Here is a 16,683-nt window from a genome sequence, read left to right as displayed (position 1 = left end):
GTCACGGGGTGAGGTTTTCCTGGACGTGGCAGGGGGGTGGGGTGGGCGCCGGGGTGGGGGGTGTCGTCGCGAACACCACCCCGGCCGCGGCCAGCGTGCAGCCACCTGCGACGAGTGCCACGAAGAGCACTCTAGGTGAAAGCATCCTCACATTTCGGTATCACAGCACAGATCCCAGGCCGCCATGGCTCATATGCGGGAAAGCGCACTCCAAGCGTCCTCGACGATGGTCGGCAGGTCGGTCCGCTCCGCCTTCCAGCCCAGTTCGGCACGGATCTTCCCCGACGAGGCCACCAGCACCGCGGGGTCGCCGGGACGCCGCGCCCCGACCTTCGCCGGAATCGCGTGGCCGGTCACCTCGCGGCAGACGTCGATGACCTCCTTGACGGAGAATCCGGCGCCGCTTCCCAGATTGTAGATCTTGTGCTCGCCTTCCGTGACCGCCTCCAGCGCCAGCAGGTGCGCCGTGGCCAGGTCGGCGACGTGGATGTAGTCGCGCACGCAGGTGCCGTCGGGGGTCGGGTAGTCGGTGCCGAACACCTGCACCTCCTCGCGCTCGCCGGTCGCGACCTTGAGCACGTTGGGGATCAGGTGGGTCTCGGGGGCATGCCGTTCACGCAGCGTGCCGTAGGCGCCCGCCACGTTGAAGTAGCGCAGGCTCACCGCGCCCAGCCCGCGCAGGCCGGAGAAGGCGGTCAAGGCCATGTCGACGGCGAGCTTGGTCGCGCCGTACGGGTTGGCGGGGCGGGTCGGGTCGGTCTCCAGGATCTGGTCGTGGATCGGCTCGCCGTACGTGGCGGCGGTGGAGGAGAACACGATGCGGCGCACGCCCCCGGCGTGCATGGCCTCCAGGAGGGCGAGCGTGCCGCCGAGGTTGTTGCGCCAGTAGAGCTCGGGCTTCTCCACCGACTCGCCCACCAGGGACTTGGCCGCGAAGTGCAGCACCGCGTCCTGGCCCTTCAGCGCGTCGTGGGCGTCGGCGATGTCCGCCTGGACGAACCGGGCCTGGGCCGGAACCGCGTCCCGATGCCCGGTGGAAAGATCGTCGAGCACGGTCACCTCGTGGCCCGCCTCGACGAGCTGCGCCGCCACGACGCTGCCGACATATCCGGCACCTCCGGTGACCAACAGCCTCATGTGTACTCCTGGTGAAATATGTTGGATTTTGTACGGCTCGCCGTTCAGCATACGCGGGAAAGCCGCCGAGTACGCTGCCAACCACCATGTTTGACACCGTCGCGGCCAACGTCGCCCTGGTCCTGCTCTTCATTCTCGTGGGCGGCTTCTTCGCCGCCGCCGAGATGGCGATGGTCTCCCTGCGCGAGAGCCAGGTTCGCAAACTCTCCGAGAAGGGACGGCGCGGTGAGCGAGTGGCCAAGCTCGCGCGCGATCCCAACCGCTTCCTGTCCGCCGTCCAGATCGGCGTCACCGTGGCCACGATGCTGTCGGCCGCGTTCGGCGCCGACCGGCTCGGCGCGGCCCTGTGGCCGAAGCTGGAGGAATGGGGCGTGCCCAAGGCGGTGGCGCCCGCGCTGGCCCTCGTCCTGGTGACGCTGGCGATCTCCTACGTCTCGCTCGTGCTCGGCGAGCTCGCGCCCAAACGGCTGGCCAGACAGCGGGCCGAGGGGCTCTCGCTCGTCGTCGCGCCCTTCCTCGACTGGATCGCCACCCTGTCGCGGCCGATCATCTGGATGCTGTCCAGGTCGACCGACGGCGTGATGAAGCTGCTCGGCGGAAACCCCGAGGCCGACCGGGAGCAGATGACCACCGAGGAACTCCGGGACATGGTCGTCGGCCACACCGACCTGACCACCGACGAGCGCAACCTGATCGCCGAGGTGTTCGCCGCGGGCAAGCGGCAGTTGCGGGAGGTGATGCTGCCGCGTACCGAGGTGGAGTTCATGGAGGCCGACACGCCGCTGGCCGAGGCGGCCGTGCTGGTGGCGGCGCTGCCACATTCCCGTTTCCCCGTCTTCCGTGAGTCCTACGATGAGATCTTGGGCTTCGTCCACGTACGCGACTTGCTCGACCCCGTGCTCACCGGCCGGATCGAGCCCATCAGCGAACTGGTGCCGATCCGGCCGGTCAAGCTCGTACCCGCCTCGAAACGGGTGCTGAGCACGCTGTCGGAGATGCGCGACGAGGGACACCACCTGGCCATCGTCGTCGACGAGTACGGCGGCACCGCCGGGATCGTCACCCTGGAGGACCTGGTCGAAGAGCTGATCGGCGACATCAGGGACGAGTACGACGTCGAGGACGACACGGTCATCCTGCCCGCCGGGGAGATCGAGATCGACGGCCTGACCAACCTCAACGACTTCGCCGCCCAGACCGGGATCCGGCTGCCGGACGGCCCGTACGAGACGCTCGGGGGCTTCGTCATGGCCATGCTCGGCCACGTTCCCGGGACGGGGGAGACGGTGGAGATCCCCGGGTTCGAGTTCACCGTGACGGACCTGGACGGCCGGCGTATCTCCCGAGTCAGGGTGAAACGCCGACCGGGCCTGATCGAGTCGCAGCCGGGTGGGGATACCTGACACAATTGCGGGCTATGGCCAGACCTCGTGTACTCTCCGGCATCCAGCCCACGGCGGACTCCTTCCACCTGGGCAACTACCTGGGCGCCGTCCGCCAGTGGGTGACGTTGCAGGAGACCCACGACGCCTTCTACTGCGTGGTGGATCTGCACGCCATCACCGTGCCGACCGAGCCCGCCGCGTTGCGCCGCCGTACGCGGGTGGCCGCGGCCCAGTTGTTCGCCGCGGGCCTCGACCCGGAGCGCAGCACCGTCTTCGTGCAGTCGCACGTACGCGAGCACACGGAACTGGCCTGGGTGCTCAACTGCCTGACCGGGATGGGCGAGGCGGCCCGGATGACCCAGTTCAAGGACAAGTCGGCGAAGTTCGGGGAGAGCGCGGCCAGCGTGGGCCTGTTCACGTACCCGATCCTGCAGGCCGCCGACATCCTCCTCTACCAGGCCAACAGCGTCCCCGTGGGCGCCGACCAGAAGCAGCACCTGGAGCTGACGCGCGACCTGGCCCAGCGCTTCAACCACCGCTACGGCGACACCTTCACCCTCCCGGCCCCGCACATCCTCAAGGAGGTCGAGAAGATCACCGACCTCCAGGAGCCGACGTCGAAGATGTCGAAGTCCTCCTCGAGCCCGGCAGGCATCCTTGACGTGCTGGAGCAGCCGGGCCCGCTGCGCAAGAAGGTGATGCGCGCGGTGACGGACACGGGCAGTGAGGTGACGTTCGACGAAACCAACAAGCCCGGCATCTCCAACCTCCTACGCATCCACTCAGCCTTGACCGCCACCACCATCCCGGACCTGGTGGCCCGCTTCGAAGGCCAGGGATACGGCACCTTCAAGAAGGAGGTAGCCGAGGCGGTGGTGGAAGCGTTCACCCCGATCCGCGAACGCACCGAAAAGCTTCTGGGCGACGAGGCGGAACTGGACAGGCTGCTGGCGATAGGCGCGGCGAGAGCCCGAGAGGTAGCCCAGCAAACCATGACCCAAGTCCGAGACCAAGTAGGCTTCCTCCCCACCCCATAAAAGGAGCTGACGCGCTCTTCCTGAGGCCCGCCCGTTGCCCGGTTGGACCCTACCCGGGCAACAAGGAACTCGCTCCGCTCGCACGCCTCCTTGGAGCTCGCGCCGCCACGTCGCCCGGAGCCCCAGACAAAGGATAAGCAGGCCAGATCGCCCGCCCCCGAGGCAACACGAGCGGATCAGGCTATTCGGCCCAAGGAGGCAGTGCGAGCCAGGCGTCGGACCCAGATCAACGGCCGCCCGAGCCCAGCAGATCCAACGCCAGCCGGCAGACCGCCACCGACCGGCTCGGCAGATCGAAAGCCGAGGATCCGGCAGATCGAAAGCCATAGCCACGGCAGATCGAAAGCCCGAGCCACGGCAGATTGAAAGTCACCCGCACGGCAGATCGAAAGTCAGCCGCTAGAGTAGCCCCATGCGAGAAGCCGTCGACTACGTGCCCAGGAGGGCAGCGTCGCTGGTCTACGACGCCCTCGAAGACACTCGGGTGGTCGTGGTCAACGGTGCCCGCCAGGTCGGCAAGAGCACCTTGGCGGAGCGCGTACTGAAGCACTCGCCCGACGGCGTCGCCCGCTTCCTCGACGACCCGGTCACCCGAACGTCGGCCACCGACGACCCCGTGCGGTTCGTCCGCCATGACGGCCTCATGCTCATCGACGAGGTACAACGCGTGCCCGATCTCTGGCTCGCGATCAAGCACGTGGTCGACCGGGATCCACGGCCAGGGCGGTTTCTGCTCACGGGTTCCGCCAGGTTGCTCGCGTTGAGCAGCCTCCCGGACTCGCTGCCGGGCAGGTCGGAGACGGTCGAGCTCTGGCCGCTGTCGCAGGGGGAGATCGACGGCGACGAGGACGGGTTCGTCGATGCCGCGTTCGAGCTGGGGAGCGAACTGCGGGTCGAATCGCTCGGACTGCGGCGTAAGGACTACGTGGAAAGGGCGGTCCGAGGCGGCTACCCGGAAGCGATCAAGAGGCCCGCGGCCCGTCGGCGGGCGCGCTTCTTCGAGGGGTACACCGCGGACCTCATCTCCCGCGACGTGAAGCAGGTGGCCGACATCGAGCGCGCCGGGGACATGCGCAAGCTGCTCTCACTGCTGGCAGCGCAGACCTCTGGCCTGCTCAGCAACAACCGGTTGGCCGGCGAACTCAGCGTCTCCGCGCCCACCGTCCGCCACTATGTGGACATCCTGGAGACCATCTACCTGGTCCGGCGCATCCCGGCCTGGACGGCGGGCGCCGCCGGGCGGGTGGTCGCCACGCCCAAGGTCACCTTCGTGGACTCCGGCCTGGCCGCGTACCTGATGGGCGGGGTCGCGGGCGACGCGGCCGTCGGCGGGCTGATGGAGAACTTCGTGTTGAGCGAGATCGGCAAGCAGCTCACCTGGTCGGAGACCCCGGCGCGACTGTTCCACTACCGGGATCGGGATCAGCACGAGGTCGACGGCGTCATCGAGAACAACGCCGGAGAGATCGTCGGCGTCGAGGTGAAGGCGGCGGAGACCGTCCGGAGCGACGACTTCAGCGGTTTGCGGCTGCTCAAGCGGCGGCTGGGGGATCGCATGCGGGCCGGATTCGTCCTGTACTGCGGCGAGGAATCGCTCAGCTTCGGTGACGGCATGGCGTGCCTGCCCATCTCGGCCCTCTGGACGGCTCGGGCGCACGGGCCTTTGCCGGGGAGCGGCCAACTCCCCAACGGCTAGCGGAGGCGGCGGTGGGTGGTTTGCAGGAGGACCTGGCGGAGGGCGTCGGCTGCCTGGCGGATCACGGGCTCGGGGACTCCGGCGAGCACGTTTGTGTTGGCGCGTGCCGCCGTGTCCAAGGCTGTGGTGGCCAGTTTCAGGCCTTCCGGGGTGAGTTGTACCCATCGGCTGCGGCCGTCGCCGTCGTCGGGCGCCCGTTCGACGTATCCGGCCGTGGTCAGTCGCTGGAGCACGTTGCTGGTTCCGCCGGACGTGAGCATCAGCGATCGGGCCAGTTCGCTGGGCTTCATCCGGTACGGCGGCGCCGTACGCGCGAGGGCGGCCAGCACGTCGAACTCCGCATAGGTCAGCCCGAGCGCGGCCAGTTCGCCCTTGAGAGCCTGCTCGAACAGCACGTTGATCCGCGACGCACGCTTGCTGAGTTCCAGGCCCGCGATGAGGGAGGGCGCCATGCCCGCCGCCTGCCAGCGGGCGGCCAGGGCGTCTACCTCGTCATGTTCCACGCGGTCGAGGATACCGCTCACCATATTGCTTTCCGAAAAGCTTTCTCTATAGGCTTCTTGGCATGAGAATCCTGATTCGCAACGGGACCGTCATCGACACCCACCCGGCCGTGGCCGTACTGGGCGAGCTGGACGTGCTCGTCGACGGCGAGCGCATCGTGGCGGTCGGCAAGGACCTGAATGCCGGGGGCGACTGGGAGGCCGGGGGCGACGTCGAGGTCATCGACGCCACCGGCCGCCTGGTGCTGCCCGGGTTCGTGGACAGTCATCGGCACACCTGGCAGGCCGCTTACCGCGCGATCGTGGCGGATGGTGACATCCAGGACTATTTCCGTACGGTCCTCGGTGAGCTGGCGCCCTCGGTCACCCCCGACGACGTGTACGCGGGCAACCTGGCCGGAGCCCGCGAATGCCTCGACGCCGGGATCACCACCCTGCTCGACTGGACGCAGGTGGCGCACACCCCGGACCACGCCGACGCCCTGGTCGCCGGGCTCCGGGAGTCGGGCATCAGAGCTGTACTCGGGTACAACCCTCAGGATCCAGGCGAGGAGGTACGACGGGTGCGCGACACCCACTTCCGCACACCTGGACGGCTCAGCATGGCGATCGCCGCCCTCGGCCCGGAGATCGCCGGTGAGGAACGCGCCCTGTGGGAATGGCGGCTCGCACGTGACCTGGATCTGCGGGTGACCGTTCACGCGGGTAGCCAAGGTGCTGAGGGAGCCCGGCGGGCCCTGGAGTTCCTGCAAGGGAACGGCCTGCTGGAGCGGCCCACCACCTACATCCACGGCGTGGACTACACCGGCGACGACCTCAAGCTCATCGCCGACACCGGCGGCAGCGTCTCGGTCTCGCCGGTCGACGAACCGGCGTTGGGCATCGGCTACCCGATCACCGGCAGGGCGGCCGCCTCGGGTGCGCCGGTCTCGCTCAGTGCCGACACGGTGACGTGCGGACCCGGTGACATGTTCAGCCTGATGCGGGCGGCCTTCGCGATGGAACGCGGGCTGGGCAACCTCGCCTTCACCACCCGGGACGTGCTGCGGATGGCGACGCTGGGTGGTGCGCAGACCGTCGGGCTGGGTGACAGCGTGGGGTCGCTGACGCCGGGCAAGCAGGCCGACCTCGTCCTGCTGCGCACCGGCACTCCGGGCATGGCGGGCACCCGCGACCCCATCGGCGCGATCGTCCTCAACGCGGACACCAGCGCCGTCGAGACCGTCCTGGTGGCCGGCCGGGTGGTGAAACGCGCGGGAGCACTGGTCGCCGTCTGATCGCCGGGGTGGAAGGGAGGCGGCGTGGCCGTACCGCTGAGCTGGTCGTTGCGGTGGGACACTTGATCGCCGGGTCCGCGGCCGATACAACCGCCGTCACCAGGGCAGTCGCCTTGGAGGACCACTGCGAGCGCTGGAGTCTCCCGAACGATGGCGAACCTGATCGAGAAGGCCGCGACCTGGCGTGAGCGTGCCATGCGGCTCGTGGACCACTGGCGGGTGCGGCGGCCGGCGGCCGACCACCTGATCAGGACGGTCCAGCGCTACCAGTTGCAGTTCGGCGACCGGCTGGCGGGCGCGGTCACCTACTTCGCGTTCCTGTCGTTCTTCCCGCTGATCGCGCTCGCCTACGCGGTGTTCGGCTACGTCCTGACGGCCAGCCCGGAACTGGAGACGGCCCTCAAGGAGGTGATCGCCGAGCAACTCCCGGGCCTGGCCCCGGCCCTGAACCTCGACGACATCGCCGGCTCCAAGGCCACCGCCGGGATCATCGGTCTGCTGGGTCTGCTGTACGCGGGCCTCGGCGCGGTCGACGCGTTGCGCGGGGCGCTGCGGGAGATGTCGATGACCACGGCCGCGCCGCTGAACTTCTTCCTCGGCAAGCTGCGCGACCTGAGCTCGCTGCTGCTGATCGGCGTGACCATGCTGGCCTCGGCCGGGGTGGCGGTGCTGACCTCCGCCGCCACCAGCAAGGTCACCGGCTGGCTGGGACTGCAGCAGGACGATCCGGTGGCCACCGGATCGGTGTGGCTGGTCGGGTTGCTGGCCAGCGTGGCCGCGGACTGGCTGCTCTTCGTGATCATCCTGGGCTGGGTGGCGCGGGCGACCAGGCCGTTCAAGGCGATCGCCCAGGGCGCGCTGCTGGGCGCGATCGGCTTCGGGCTGCTCAAGCAACTGGCCACTTTGCTGCTGAGCCACACGCTGAGCAACCCGGTCTACGGCACGTTCGCGGTGCTGGTCGGGCTGCTGATCTGGATCAACTTCTCCGCCCGGCTGGTGCTGTATGTCGCGGCCTGGACCTCCACGACCGGTTTCGCCCCGCCGCCCGCGCCCACCCCGCTGCCCTCGAACGGCGACGGCGACGCGCTAGGGTAAAACGCTGGTTGTCATCGGGCGTGAGGAGCACGGGCATGGCGGGGGAGAAGCGTCCGCGGGGAGGGCTGGCCGACAAGCGCCGGGCGATCCTGGCGGGGGCGCTGACGGTGTTCGCCCGCGACGGGTACACGCGGGCCAGCGTCGACGCGATCGCGGCGGCGGCCGGCGTCTCCACGCGTACCATCTACAACCACTTCACCGACAAGGCCGAGCTCTTCCGCGAGGTCATCCAGGAGAGCGCGGCGCGGGCGGCCGAGGCGCAGATCGACATCATCGACCGGCACCTGCGCAAGGTGACCGACCTGGAGGCCGACCTCGTCGAGTTCGGCCTGGACCTCGCCCGGCCGATGGGCGAGGAGCACGCCGCGCACTTCGCGCTGGTACGACAGGTCAACGCCGAGGCCGGGCACATCCCCGAGGCGGCGGTGGAGGCGTGGAAGGAGACCGGGCCGCGCCGGGTGCGGCGCACGCTGGCCGGGCACCTGGGGCGCCTGGCCGAGCAGGGGTTGCTGCGCGACGGTGACCGGGAACGCGCCGCCGTACACCTGATGCTGCTGGTGACGGCGGGCGACCCGCCGACCGAGGAGGACGTGGTCGCCGGCGTGCGCGCCTTCCTGCACGGGCACGGGGGCCGGCGCTAGGACCTGGCCCTGCTGCGCCGGCGGACGATGCCGAAGCCCAGCCACACCAGCCCGAAGAACAGCCCGCCGCCGATCACGGCCAGGCCGACGGTCCGGCTCGTGTCGGTCTGCTTGGCGGCGGCCGAGTCGAGCAGCGGCGCGGCGGCGGGTGGCTGCGTGGTGGCCCTGGCCTGCTGCTGGACGGGGTCGGGCTGGGCCGGGAGCGGCTCCACGAGCTGGCCGACGGGGGTGACCTTGCCGCGGGCGGCGAAGCCCCAGTCGAGCAGCTTCTCCACTTCCTCCCAGAAGTAGCCCTCGTGTCGCATGATCGTGACGATGATCGTGTGGCCGTCGCGGGTGGCGGCGCCGACGAAGCTGCCGAGGGCCTTGGACGTCCAGCCGTTCTTGACGCCGACCATGCCCTTGTAGCGCCAGAGCAGCTTGTTGTGGTTGCTGATCTCGTAGTACTTCTTCGGCGCGGGGAATTTGGCGGTCTTAGTGCTGATATATCGCCTGAAATCGGGGTTGGCGAGGCCGGCTCGGGCGATCAGGGCCAGGTCGTAGGCGGAGCTGCTCTGGCCGGGCTTGTCCAGGCCGCTCGGCGTCTTGGCGACGGTGTCGTTGGCCTGCAGGCGCTTGGCCTCGGCGTTCATGTCCCGCATGGTCTTGGCCAGGCCGCCGTTGGCCTCGGCCAGCGCCATCGCGGCGTCGTTGCCCGAGGACATCATCAGCGCGCGGAACAGGTCGTGCACCTTGTAGATCGGCTTGGGCGCCAGGCCCACCGCGGAACCCTCCTGGTTGACCGCGTTGGCGCTGGGCTTGACCGTCTTGCCCGCCTCCAGCTTGGGGATCAGCGTGAGCGCGGTCAGCGTCTTGAGCGTGCTGGCGGGCAGGAAGCGGCCGTGGGGGTTCTTGGCCGCCAGTACCTGCCCGGTCTCCGCCTCGGCGATCAGGAAGGACGTCGCCTTGGTCTTGGGCGGCGCCTTGACGCCGTCCGGCACGACGAGCCCGCGGCCGCCGAGCCGGTCGCCGCCGATCGGGCCGCTGGAAGTCACGGCCGCACCGGCAGGCGCGCCCGCATATGCGGTCAGGGTGACCGTCGCGAGGAGTGCCGTGGCCGGCACCAGTTTCGTCCACATGGCGGTCTCAGCGTAGCTTCGAGTCGTTGCCCATGTGCGGTCACATCCCCCGATGATCCGCCCCTGATACTAGAGAAGTGGTTATGTCGCGAAAGATCGCCGGATTCCTGGTCGCGCTCGGCGCGTTCATGATCTTCGAGTGGATCAACCTTGGGTTTAACCTGGCAGACGGGCACAAAACCAGCTTCTACGTGGTGCACGGCATCCTCATCGCCGTGAACGTCGTACTGGCCGTGATCGTGGGAATCATCGGATGGAAGGGGCTCAGACGCGCACGCTAGCCGCCGCACAGCGCGAGCCGCGTGGCGCGGTGGAGCTCGTCGGCCTCCTGGCGTGAGTCGCCGATCGAGGTGAACCCCAGCTTGCCGTGCTCGGGGATGGCCCCGAGCAGATGCAGCACGTTCCCGGTACGGCGGGCCGCGTCGAACCCGAGCCCGCGCTCCTCCACCATGCGCACCACCTCGCCCGGCGTGCGCCCCCGCAGGCACGCCGCCGAGCAGTTGTCGGTGGCCGTGTAGTACTTGGGCTGGGAGCCGTCCATGAGCAGCCCGGTGGCCGGGTCGTAGGTGGCGCCGGTGGTCAGCAGCGCCGCGCCGAACGGGTGCGTGGTCCCGCCGATCCGCAGGTTGATCTCGCACAGCAGCGCCGCGTACCCGGAGTCGGACTTCAGCGCGAAGAAGTCCATCCCGAACAGTCCCACCACGCCGCGCTTGGCCAGGACCGCGGCGATCCTGGCGGCCGACTCGCCCACCTCGTGGCGGTACTCGGCGCGGGCCGGGAACGTGCAGCCCTGGTAGACGTCGGCGTTGGGGCCGCCGAGCACCTGGTCGTGGGTGGCCACGACGTCGTGGTGCCCGCCGGGCGTGATCCTGGCCAGCGCGCTGGGGAAGAACAGCGGCCGGTGCTCGATGAACTCCTCCACCACCGCCCCGCGCTCGGAGATCTTGGCGGAGAAGGTCTCCCAGGTCTCGCCGTCGGCGGAGAAGCGCGTCCGCGACCAGTCGCTCTTGGTGACGATCGCGTTCCCGAGCCCGGAGTAGCCGTCGTTCAGCTTGACGATCACGCGCTCGCCGGGCAGGGAGAAGACCGCGTCCTCGATCTCGCCCTGGTGGCGCAGGTCGCCGAAGCCGCGTGCCATGGGCACCGCGGCCTCCGTGCCGACCTCGCGGGCGCCGCTCTTGGAGCCGTAGTAGGCCAGGGACATGGCGGGGCCGTAGATGGGCACGTTGAGCGACGAGGCCAGCCGTTCCTCCAGATCGCTCATCACGAACGGAACCATCCACGCGTCGCCGTCGATCGCTGCGCGTATCCGGCGCAGCGCCTCGGGGCGGGCCAGCAGCGTCCTGGTCAGCGGCTGGGAGCGGGTGTCGTCGAGGCTGATCAGGGTCAGTCTCCTGGCGGCGTCATCCGGGTCGGGTAAGAAGCCGAAGTAGTAGGAGACGATGTCGGGGTCCACCGGGGCGGAGGAGACGTAGACCACCTTCACGCCGGGCCGGCGGAGCGTGAGCAGGAGGAACAGGAGCCGCTCCTCGTAGCACCTCGCGCCGGTGATCCGGCGCAGCTCATCCTGTGGAAGGGAGAGCGAGGGCACGACCACCAGGGTCCCCTCACTCGGCTCGAAGATGCTCAACTGTGCATGCTTCTCCCCGAACGGGATATTAGTGATCATATTGCGAGTGAAACACCGATTTCTCGCAAATGCAGCCATCGCGGCAGTGTCATGACCAAGCCGGAAGGTGACAGGATTCGAAAGCGCGCAGAAGTTTGGAAGTAGCGACAACGGGTCACCATCTAATGATCCCTTGTGACTATTTCCAGGGTGGACCGCCGGTCACGTAGCGTGGTGACCTGCGGTTACGGGCATGCCGTCGGCCAACTTTTGGTGTACTTGTCCACGAGAAGGCCACCCGGAGCGATAAAGTCGAAGCATCGCCATCGGGTGCACGGCTACCGCTGACCCCCAGACCGCGGATGATCGTCCCGATCGGGTGTTGATCACCAAGCGACGCGGCTGCAACCGCAGTGCAAGAAATGACGAAGAACAGCGCAATCGGCTGTGCGAAGCTGGGTAGAGGCGCGCGCATGCCGCTTTTCGACGGGACGGTGAACGATGCGGGGACGTGAGCTGCGGGGGGAACTCGACGCGTTCCTGGCGGGGACGGAAAAGGACCTCGTGGCGTTCCGCCGCGACCTGCACATGCATCCTGAACTCGCCTTCGCCGAATACCGCACGACCCAGCGGATCGCCGAGCGGCTCAGCGCCGTCGGCCTGGTCCCCTCGGTCCTGCCGCGTGGCACCGGCCTGATCTGCGACGTAGGCAGCGGCGACGGTCCGACGATCGCGCTGCGCGCCGACATCGACGCGCTCCCGCTGCAGGACGAGAAGGACGTCTCCTACCGCTCGACCGTGCCCGGAGCCTGCCACGCCTGCGGCCACGACGTGCACACCACGATCCTGCTCGGCACCTCGCTCTTCCTGGCCCAGCAGGCCGCGGCCGGTCTGTTGCCCGGCCGGGTCCGCCTCATCTTCCAGCCCGCCGAGGAACTGCCCGGCGGCGCCCTGGAGGTCATGGCCCACGGCGGCATCAGCGGCGTCGACCGCATCTTCGGCCTGCACTGCGACCCGCGCGTCGACGTCGGCCAGATCGGGCTGAAGTCCGGCCCGATCACCAGCGCCTGCGACCGGCTGCTCATCCGCGTCTCCGGACCCGGCGGCCACACCGCCCGCCCGCACCTGACCGCCGACCTCGTGTTCGCGCTGGCCAAGATCCTCACCGAACTGCCCGCCGCGCTCTCCCGCCGCGTCGACCCGCGCTCCTCGCTGAGCCTGGTCTGGGGCCGGGTCGAGGCGGGTTCCGCGGCCAACGCCATCCCCGACGACGGCGTGGCCGAGGGCACCGTGCGCTGCCTCGACGAGAACGCCTGGCACGCCGCCCCCGACCTGATCAAGGCCCTGCTGGAGTCGGTCGCCGGAGCCTACGGCGTCGAGGCCACGATGGAGTACAACCGCGGCGTCCCGCCCGTGGTCAACGACGAGGTCAGCGTCGAGATGCTGGCCGAGGCCGCCGAGCGCGCCCTGGGCGGCTCCAGCGTCGTCCCCACCCAGCAGTCGCTGGGCGGCGAGGACTTCGCCTGGTACCTGGAGTCGATCCCCGGCGCCTTCGCCCGCCTCGGCACCCGCTCACCGGACAACGGCGTCACCTACGACATCCACCAGGGCACCTTCGACGTGGACGAGGCGGCCATCGCCACCGGCGTGCGCTTCATGTCCACCACCGCCCTCACCGCCCTGTGGGAGGGCGCTCCCATCCGTCCCGTCTCCTCGCTCGCCTGACGGATCTCTCACGGCTCCGCCCACGTAACTCTTTTACGGCTCCGCCCACGTAACCGCCGCCCGCCGACGTCGGCGGGCGGCACTCACTTCCACGCTCGTCGGCCGCACGGGCCGATCGCCGTGACGGCCGCCCCCTGGCCCGGCGACGGCCGCACCCGCTCTGGTGAGGTGTGCGCAGGGCCGGTAGGGGGCGGACGGTCATTTCCGGGGCTTTCGTAAGAAAGACCAGGGGCCGGTCAGTTCAGGGAGCCGAAGACGACCGGGAGGCGCAGGGAGCTCAGTCCCGGCGAGACCCGGATGTTCGTCCCCGCCGGATAGCGGAGCGTGTAGTCGTAGTCGGTCGACAGGATGACCACGCCCAGCTTGTGGCCCTTCTTGAACAGGTAGTCCTGGGGCTGGAAGTCCCAGGTGAAGGAGTACTCCTCGCCGGGCCGCAGCGGTTCGGTGCGGTCCATGCGGTTGCGGTTGCGCGCGTCCAGCCAGCCCCGGGAGACGATCTTGTAGGGCGTCTCGGCCACGGCGTGCGTGCGGATCGCGGTGCAGCCGGTGTCGCCGGGCACCCCCTGCCCGTAGCACCACGTCTCACCGGTCGGCACGAGTGCGCCGGTCGGGCGGGTGTCGGCGCCGAAGTCCACGAGCAGCGCGGTCAGGTACGGGGAGGCGCCGCCGGTGAACGAGGCGCGCAGCGAGATCTTGGGCGTGCCCGAGATGCGGACGTCGGTCCTGAGCTCCTTGGTCAGGTAGGCCAGGCGGTTGGGGTCGGCCGCGGGGACCGTGTCGACGAGCTGCTCGGCCGTACGCGACTTCTGGTCCACGAACGACTCGCGCGCGGACAGCGGCCGGGGCAGCAGCCCGAGCTTGCCGCCCGAGCCCAGCCACAGCGGGACGTTCGCGCTGCCCGGAAGTGGCCACGAAGCGTGAGCGCCCCACTGGCCGGGCGCGATCTCGACGTCGGCCTGCGGCTCGCGCATGATGCCGCTGTCGATGTCATAGAGCCAGTGGTCGAACCAGCCGTGGAGCTGGCGCAGCCACTCCTTGGCGCGCAGGCTGAACGGGTCGCGGTGGGTGCCCTGGTGCAGCCAGATCTTGCGCGGCACGCCCTGCTTGGCCAGCGCGTTCCACCACTGGACCGCCTGCTTGGTCTTGACGTTCCAGTCGTTGAGGCCGTGGGCGACGAAGACGCTGGCCTTCACCTTGCGCACGTCGTTGAGGTAGTTGCGGGCGTCCCAGAACGGGCTGTAGTCGCCGGTGATCCGGTCCTGCTCCGCCTCGATGCGGTCCATCAGGCCGCCGCAGACCGCCTGACCGTTCTGCCTGGTCAGGACGTAGCGGGCCAGCACGTCGGCGTCCTCGCCCTGGTAACCGCCCGGCGCGAGGACGCCGCCGTTGGCGCGGTAGTAGTCGTACCAGGAGGAGATCGCGGCGATCGGCACGATCGTCTTGAGTCCCTGGACGCCGGTGGTCGCCACGGCGTTGGGCAGGGTGCCGTTGTAGCTGGTGCCGATCATGCCGACGTTGCCGGTGGACCAGGTGGCCGCGACCGGGTTGCCGGCGGCGTCGAAGCCGCGGGCGCGGCCGTTCAGCCAGTCGATGGCGGCCTTCGGACCCGCCGTCTCGGCCGGGTCGCCGGTGGTGGGGCAGCCGGTGGCCCGGCCGCTGCCGATGTTCTCGACGAGCGCGATGGCGTAGCCGCGGGGCAGGAAGAAGTTGTCGTAGTAGCCGTCGAACGGCCCGGCGTTCTTCACGGTCAGCAGCGAGCGCAGCGTGCTCGGCAGCGGGTTGCCGTTCTCGTCGACGTCGACGGGGTGGTTGGCGACGTCGTTGCCGCCGGCGTAGTAGGGGCTGGCCTCCATGATCACGGGCACCTTGAGGCCCTGGTCGGTCTCCTTGGGCCGCAGGATGTCGACGGCGACCCGGTCGGCCTGGCCGTCGGCGTCGCTGTCGGTGCCGGCGACCTCGACGAAGACGGTCTGGGTGATCGCGTCGGCCCGCGAGAAGACAGGTTGTGTCGCGTTGTTCTCGATCTTGATCGTGGGAGTGTCCGCCGCTGCTGGCGTCGCGGTCAGCGACGCGCTGAGCAGCAGCGATACGGCTAACGCCGTCCTGCGAAGCATGAGTGGCTCCAGAGAAGTGTGACGACCTACGACCGTAATCTCTGCCACTTGACGGGTATCGGCAAGATCTTGACAACCTCAAAAGTTGGGCAAAGGTTCATCTCCCCGATCCAGGTCACAGACGCGACTGATGTCGATAACGGAGCGGTTGCGGAGCGCTGTACGGTTTGGTATGCGCTGGTCAACCAACTATCTTCCGAGCAGGGTTGCCGTGCATTTCTTCGCGCCTGCGATGAAGTTTGACGGCGGGGAAATGGAAGGGAGTCGCCTTGCTCAGCAAGCGATTCGGCAAGACGGCGATCGGCACGCTGGCCGGCGCCATGCTTCTGGCGGCAGCGGCGTGCGGTGGCGGCGGCGGGGGGACCACTGCCAGCACCGCTCCGAGCAGCGGTGCGCCTCAGGAGGGTGCGGCGCTCAAGGTCGGCCTCGCGTTCGACGTCGGCGGTCGCGGCGACAAGTCCTTCAACGACGCCGCCTACGCGGGCCTGGAGAAGGCCAAGACCGACCTGAAGGCCGAGATCAAGGAACTGAGCCCGGCGGGCGACGGCTCCAACCGCGGTGACCTGCTCCGTCAGCTCGCCGACGCCGGCTACAACCCGATCATCGGGGTCGGCTTCGCCTATGGCGAGGACATCAAGAAGGCCGCCACGGAGTACCCCGAGATCCAGTTCGCGGTCGTTGACTCCGCCTCCAACGCGCCGAACGTGACCGGCCTGCTGTTCGCCGAGGAGCAGGGCTCCTACCTGGCGGGCGTCGCCGCGGCGACCAAGGCCAAGAGCGGCCACGTCGGCTTCGTCGGCGGCGTCGAGAACGACCTGATCAAGAAGTTCGAGGCGGGCTTCGTGGCCGGCGTGAAGTCGGTCAAGAGCGACGCCAAGATCGACATCAAGTACCTCACCCCCGACGGTGACTTCTCCGGCTTCAAGGCCCCCGACAAGGGCAAGGTCGCGGCCGAGAAGATGTACCAGGACGGCGCGGAGATCGTCTACCACGCCTCCGGCGACTCCGGTCTCGGCGTCTTCCAGGCGGCCGCCGCCGCCAAGAAGAAGGCCATCGGCGTCGACTCCGACCAGCGCCTCACGGTCAAGGAGGCCGACCTGCAGTCGGTCATCATGACCTCGATGATCAAGCGCGTCGACGTCGGCGTGTTCGAGTTCATCAAGGCCTTCCAGGGCGGCGCCAAGGGTGGCAGCAACGTCACCTACGACCTGAAGGTCGACGGCGTGGGCCTGGCCACCACCGGCGGCGAGATCGACGACCTCAAGGCCGACATCGACGCCGCCAGGGAGAAGATCGTCTCCGGCGAAATCCAGGTTCCGGCCAAGCCGTAACCTGGGTAGGTAAAT

General features: G+C 68.9%; 13 protein-coding genes and 1 pseudogene. 9 read left to right on the top strand and 5 right to left on the bottom strand.

Features of this window, described 5'->3' with window-relative positions; translation table 11 throughout:
- Positions 1–189: 189 nt before the first annotated feature.
- Positions 190–1,137, bottom strand: a complete 948-nt coding sequence (gene galE, locus ACIBEJ_RS16565) for a UDP-glucose 4-epimerase GalE (RefSeq protein ID WP_397183579.1) — start codon at positions 1,135–1,137, stop codon at positions 190–192.
- Positions 1,138–1,223: 86 nt separating this feature from the next.
- Between galE and ACIBEJ_RS16560 the strand changes: the two genes are divergently transcribed.
- From ACIBEJ_RS16560 to ACIBEJ_RS16550, 3 genes and pseudogenes are all read left to right on the top strand, one after another.
- Entirely contained in the window at positions 1,224–2,540 is a 1,317-nt protein-coding gene (locus ACIBEJ_RS16560; protein ID WP_397183578.1) for a hemolysin family protein, read from the top strand.
- 14 nt (positions 2,541–2,554) lie between these two features.
- Positions 2,555–3,559, top strand: a complete 1,005-nt coding sequence (trpS, locus tag ACIBEJ_RS16555) for a tryptophan--tRNA ligase (protein ID WP_397183577.1) — start codon at positions 2,555–2,557, stop codon at positions 3,557–3,559.
- A 412-nt stretch (positions 3,560–3,971) separates the two neighbouring features.
- Positions 3,972–5,036: pseudogene (locus ACIBEJ_RS16550) on the top strand (ATP-binding protein); the annotation flags it as partial.
- A gap of 215 nt (positions 5,037–5,251) precedes the next feature.
- Here the strand turns inward: ACIBEJ_RS16550 and ACIBEJ_RS16545 are convergent.
- Positions 5,252–5,758, bottom strand: a complete 507-nt coding sequence (locus ACIBEJ_RS16545) for a MarR family winged helix-turn-helix transcriptional regulator (protein ID WP_397183576.1) — start codon at positions 5,756–5,758, stop codon at positions 5,252–5,254.
- A 62-nt stretch (positions 5,759–5,820) separates the two neighbouring features.
- Between ACIBEJ_RS16545 and ACIBEJ_RS16540 the strand changes: the two genes are divergently transcribed.
- From ACIBEJ_RS16540 to ACIBEJ_RS16530, 3 genes are all read left to right on the top strand, one after another.
- Complete coding sequence (locus ACIBEJ_RS16540) at positions 5,821–7,035, top strand: amidohydrolase family protein (RefSeq protein WP_397183575.1); 1,215 nt, start codon at positions 5,821–5,823, stop codon at positions 7,033–7,035.
- Positions 7,036–7,185: 150 nt separating this feature from the next.
- Positions 7,186–8,130, top strand: coding sequence for a YihY/virulence factor BrkB family protein (locus ACIBEJ_RS16535; RefSeq protein WP_397183574.1), 945 nt, complete (start codon positions 7,186–7,188; stop codon positions 8,128–8,130).
- 35 nt (positions 8,131–8,165) lie between these two features.
- A complete protein-coding gene (locus ACIBEJ_RS16530; RefSeq protein WP_397183573.1) occupies positions 8,166–8,771 on the top strand; it encodes a TetR/AcrR family transcriptional regulator in 606 nt (201 codons plus the stop codon).
- Here ACIBEJ_RS16530 and ACIBEJ_RS16525 read toward each other — a convergent pair.
- Complete coding sequence (locus ACIBEJ_RS16525) at positions 8,768–9,889, bottom strand: D-alanyl-D-alanine carboxypeptidase family protein (protein ID WP_397183572.1); 1,122 nt, start codon at positions 9,887–9,889, stop codon at positions 8,768–8,770. The genes ACIBEJ_RS16530 and ACIBEJ_RS16525 overlap by 4 nt on opposite strands.
- Before the next feature lie 83 nt (positions 9,890–9,972).
- On the opposite strand from ACIBEJ_RS16525, the gene ACIBEJ_RS16520 reads away from it, so the two are divergent.
- On the top strand, positions 9,973–10,170 hold the full coding sequence (locus ACIBEJ_RS16520; protein WP_397183571.1) for an SCO4848 family membrane protein: 198 nt from the start codon (positions 9,973–9,975) through the stop codon (positions 10,168–10,170).
- Here ACIBEJ_RS16520 and ACIBEJ_RS16515 read toward each other — a convergent pair.
- Positions 10,167–11,519, bottom strand: coding sequence for a peptide ligase PGM1-related protein (locus ACIBEJ_RS16515; protein ID WP_397183570.1), 1,353 nt, complete (start codon positions 11,517–11,519; stop codon positions 10,167–10,169). The two genes, ACIBEJ_RS16520 and ACIBEJ_RS16515, sit on opposite strands and share 4 nt — an antisense overlap.
- Before the next feature lie 480 nt (positions 11,520–11,999).
- Here ACIBEJ_RS16515 and ACIBEJ_RS16510 point away from each other — a divergent pair, with 480 nt between their 5' ends.
- On the top strand, positions 12,000–13,223 hold the full coding sequence (locus ACIBEJ_RS16510) for a M20 family metallopeptidase (RefSeq protein WP_397183569.1): 1,224 nt from the start codon (positions 12,000–12,002) through the stop codon (positions 13,221–13,223).
- A gap of 236 nt (positions 13,224–13,459) precedes the next feature.
- Here ACIBEJ_RS16510 and ACIBEJ_RS16505 read toward each other — a convergent pair whose 3' ends face one another.
- Positions 13,460–15,337, bottom strand: coding sequence for a Xaa-Pro dipeptidyl-peptidase (locus ACIBEJ_RS16505; RefSeq protein WP_397183568.1), 1,878 nt, complete (start codon positions 15,335–15,337; stop codon positions 13,460–13,462).
- Between the two features lie 269 nt (positions 15,338–15,606).
- On the opposite strand from ACIBEJ_RS16505, the gene ACIBEJ_RS16500 reads away from it, so the two are divergent.
- A complete protein-coding gene (locus ACIBEJ_RS16500) occupies positions 15,607–16,668 on the top strand; it encodes a BMP family protein (protein ID WP_397183567.1) in 1,062 nt (353 codons plus the stop codon).
- The last annotated feature ends 15 nt before the right edge of the window (positions 16,669–16,683 follow it).

The sequence above is a fragment of the Nonomuraea sp. NPDC050790 genome, assembly GCF_044456745.1.
GTDB lineage: Bacteria > Actinomycetota > Actinomycetes > Streptosporangiales > Streptosporangiaceae > Nonomuraea.
The sequence above is the reverse complement of the archived record's forward strand: the minus strand, read 5'-3'. Positions and strand labels throughout refer to the sequence as shown.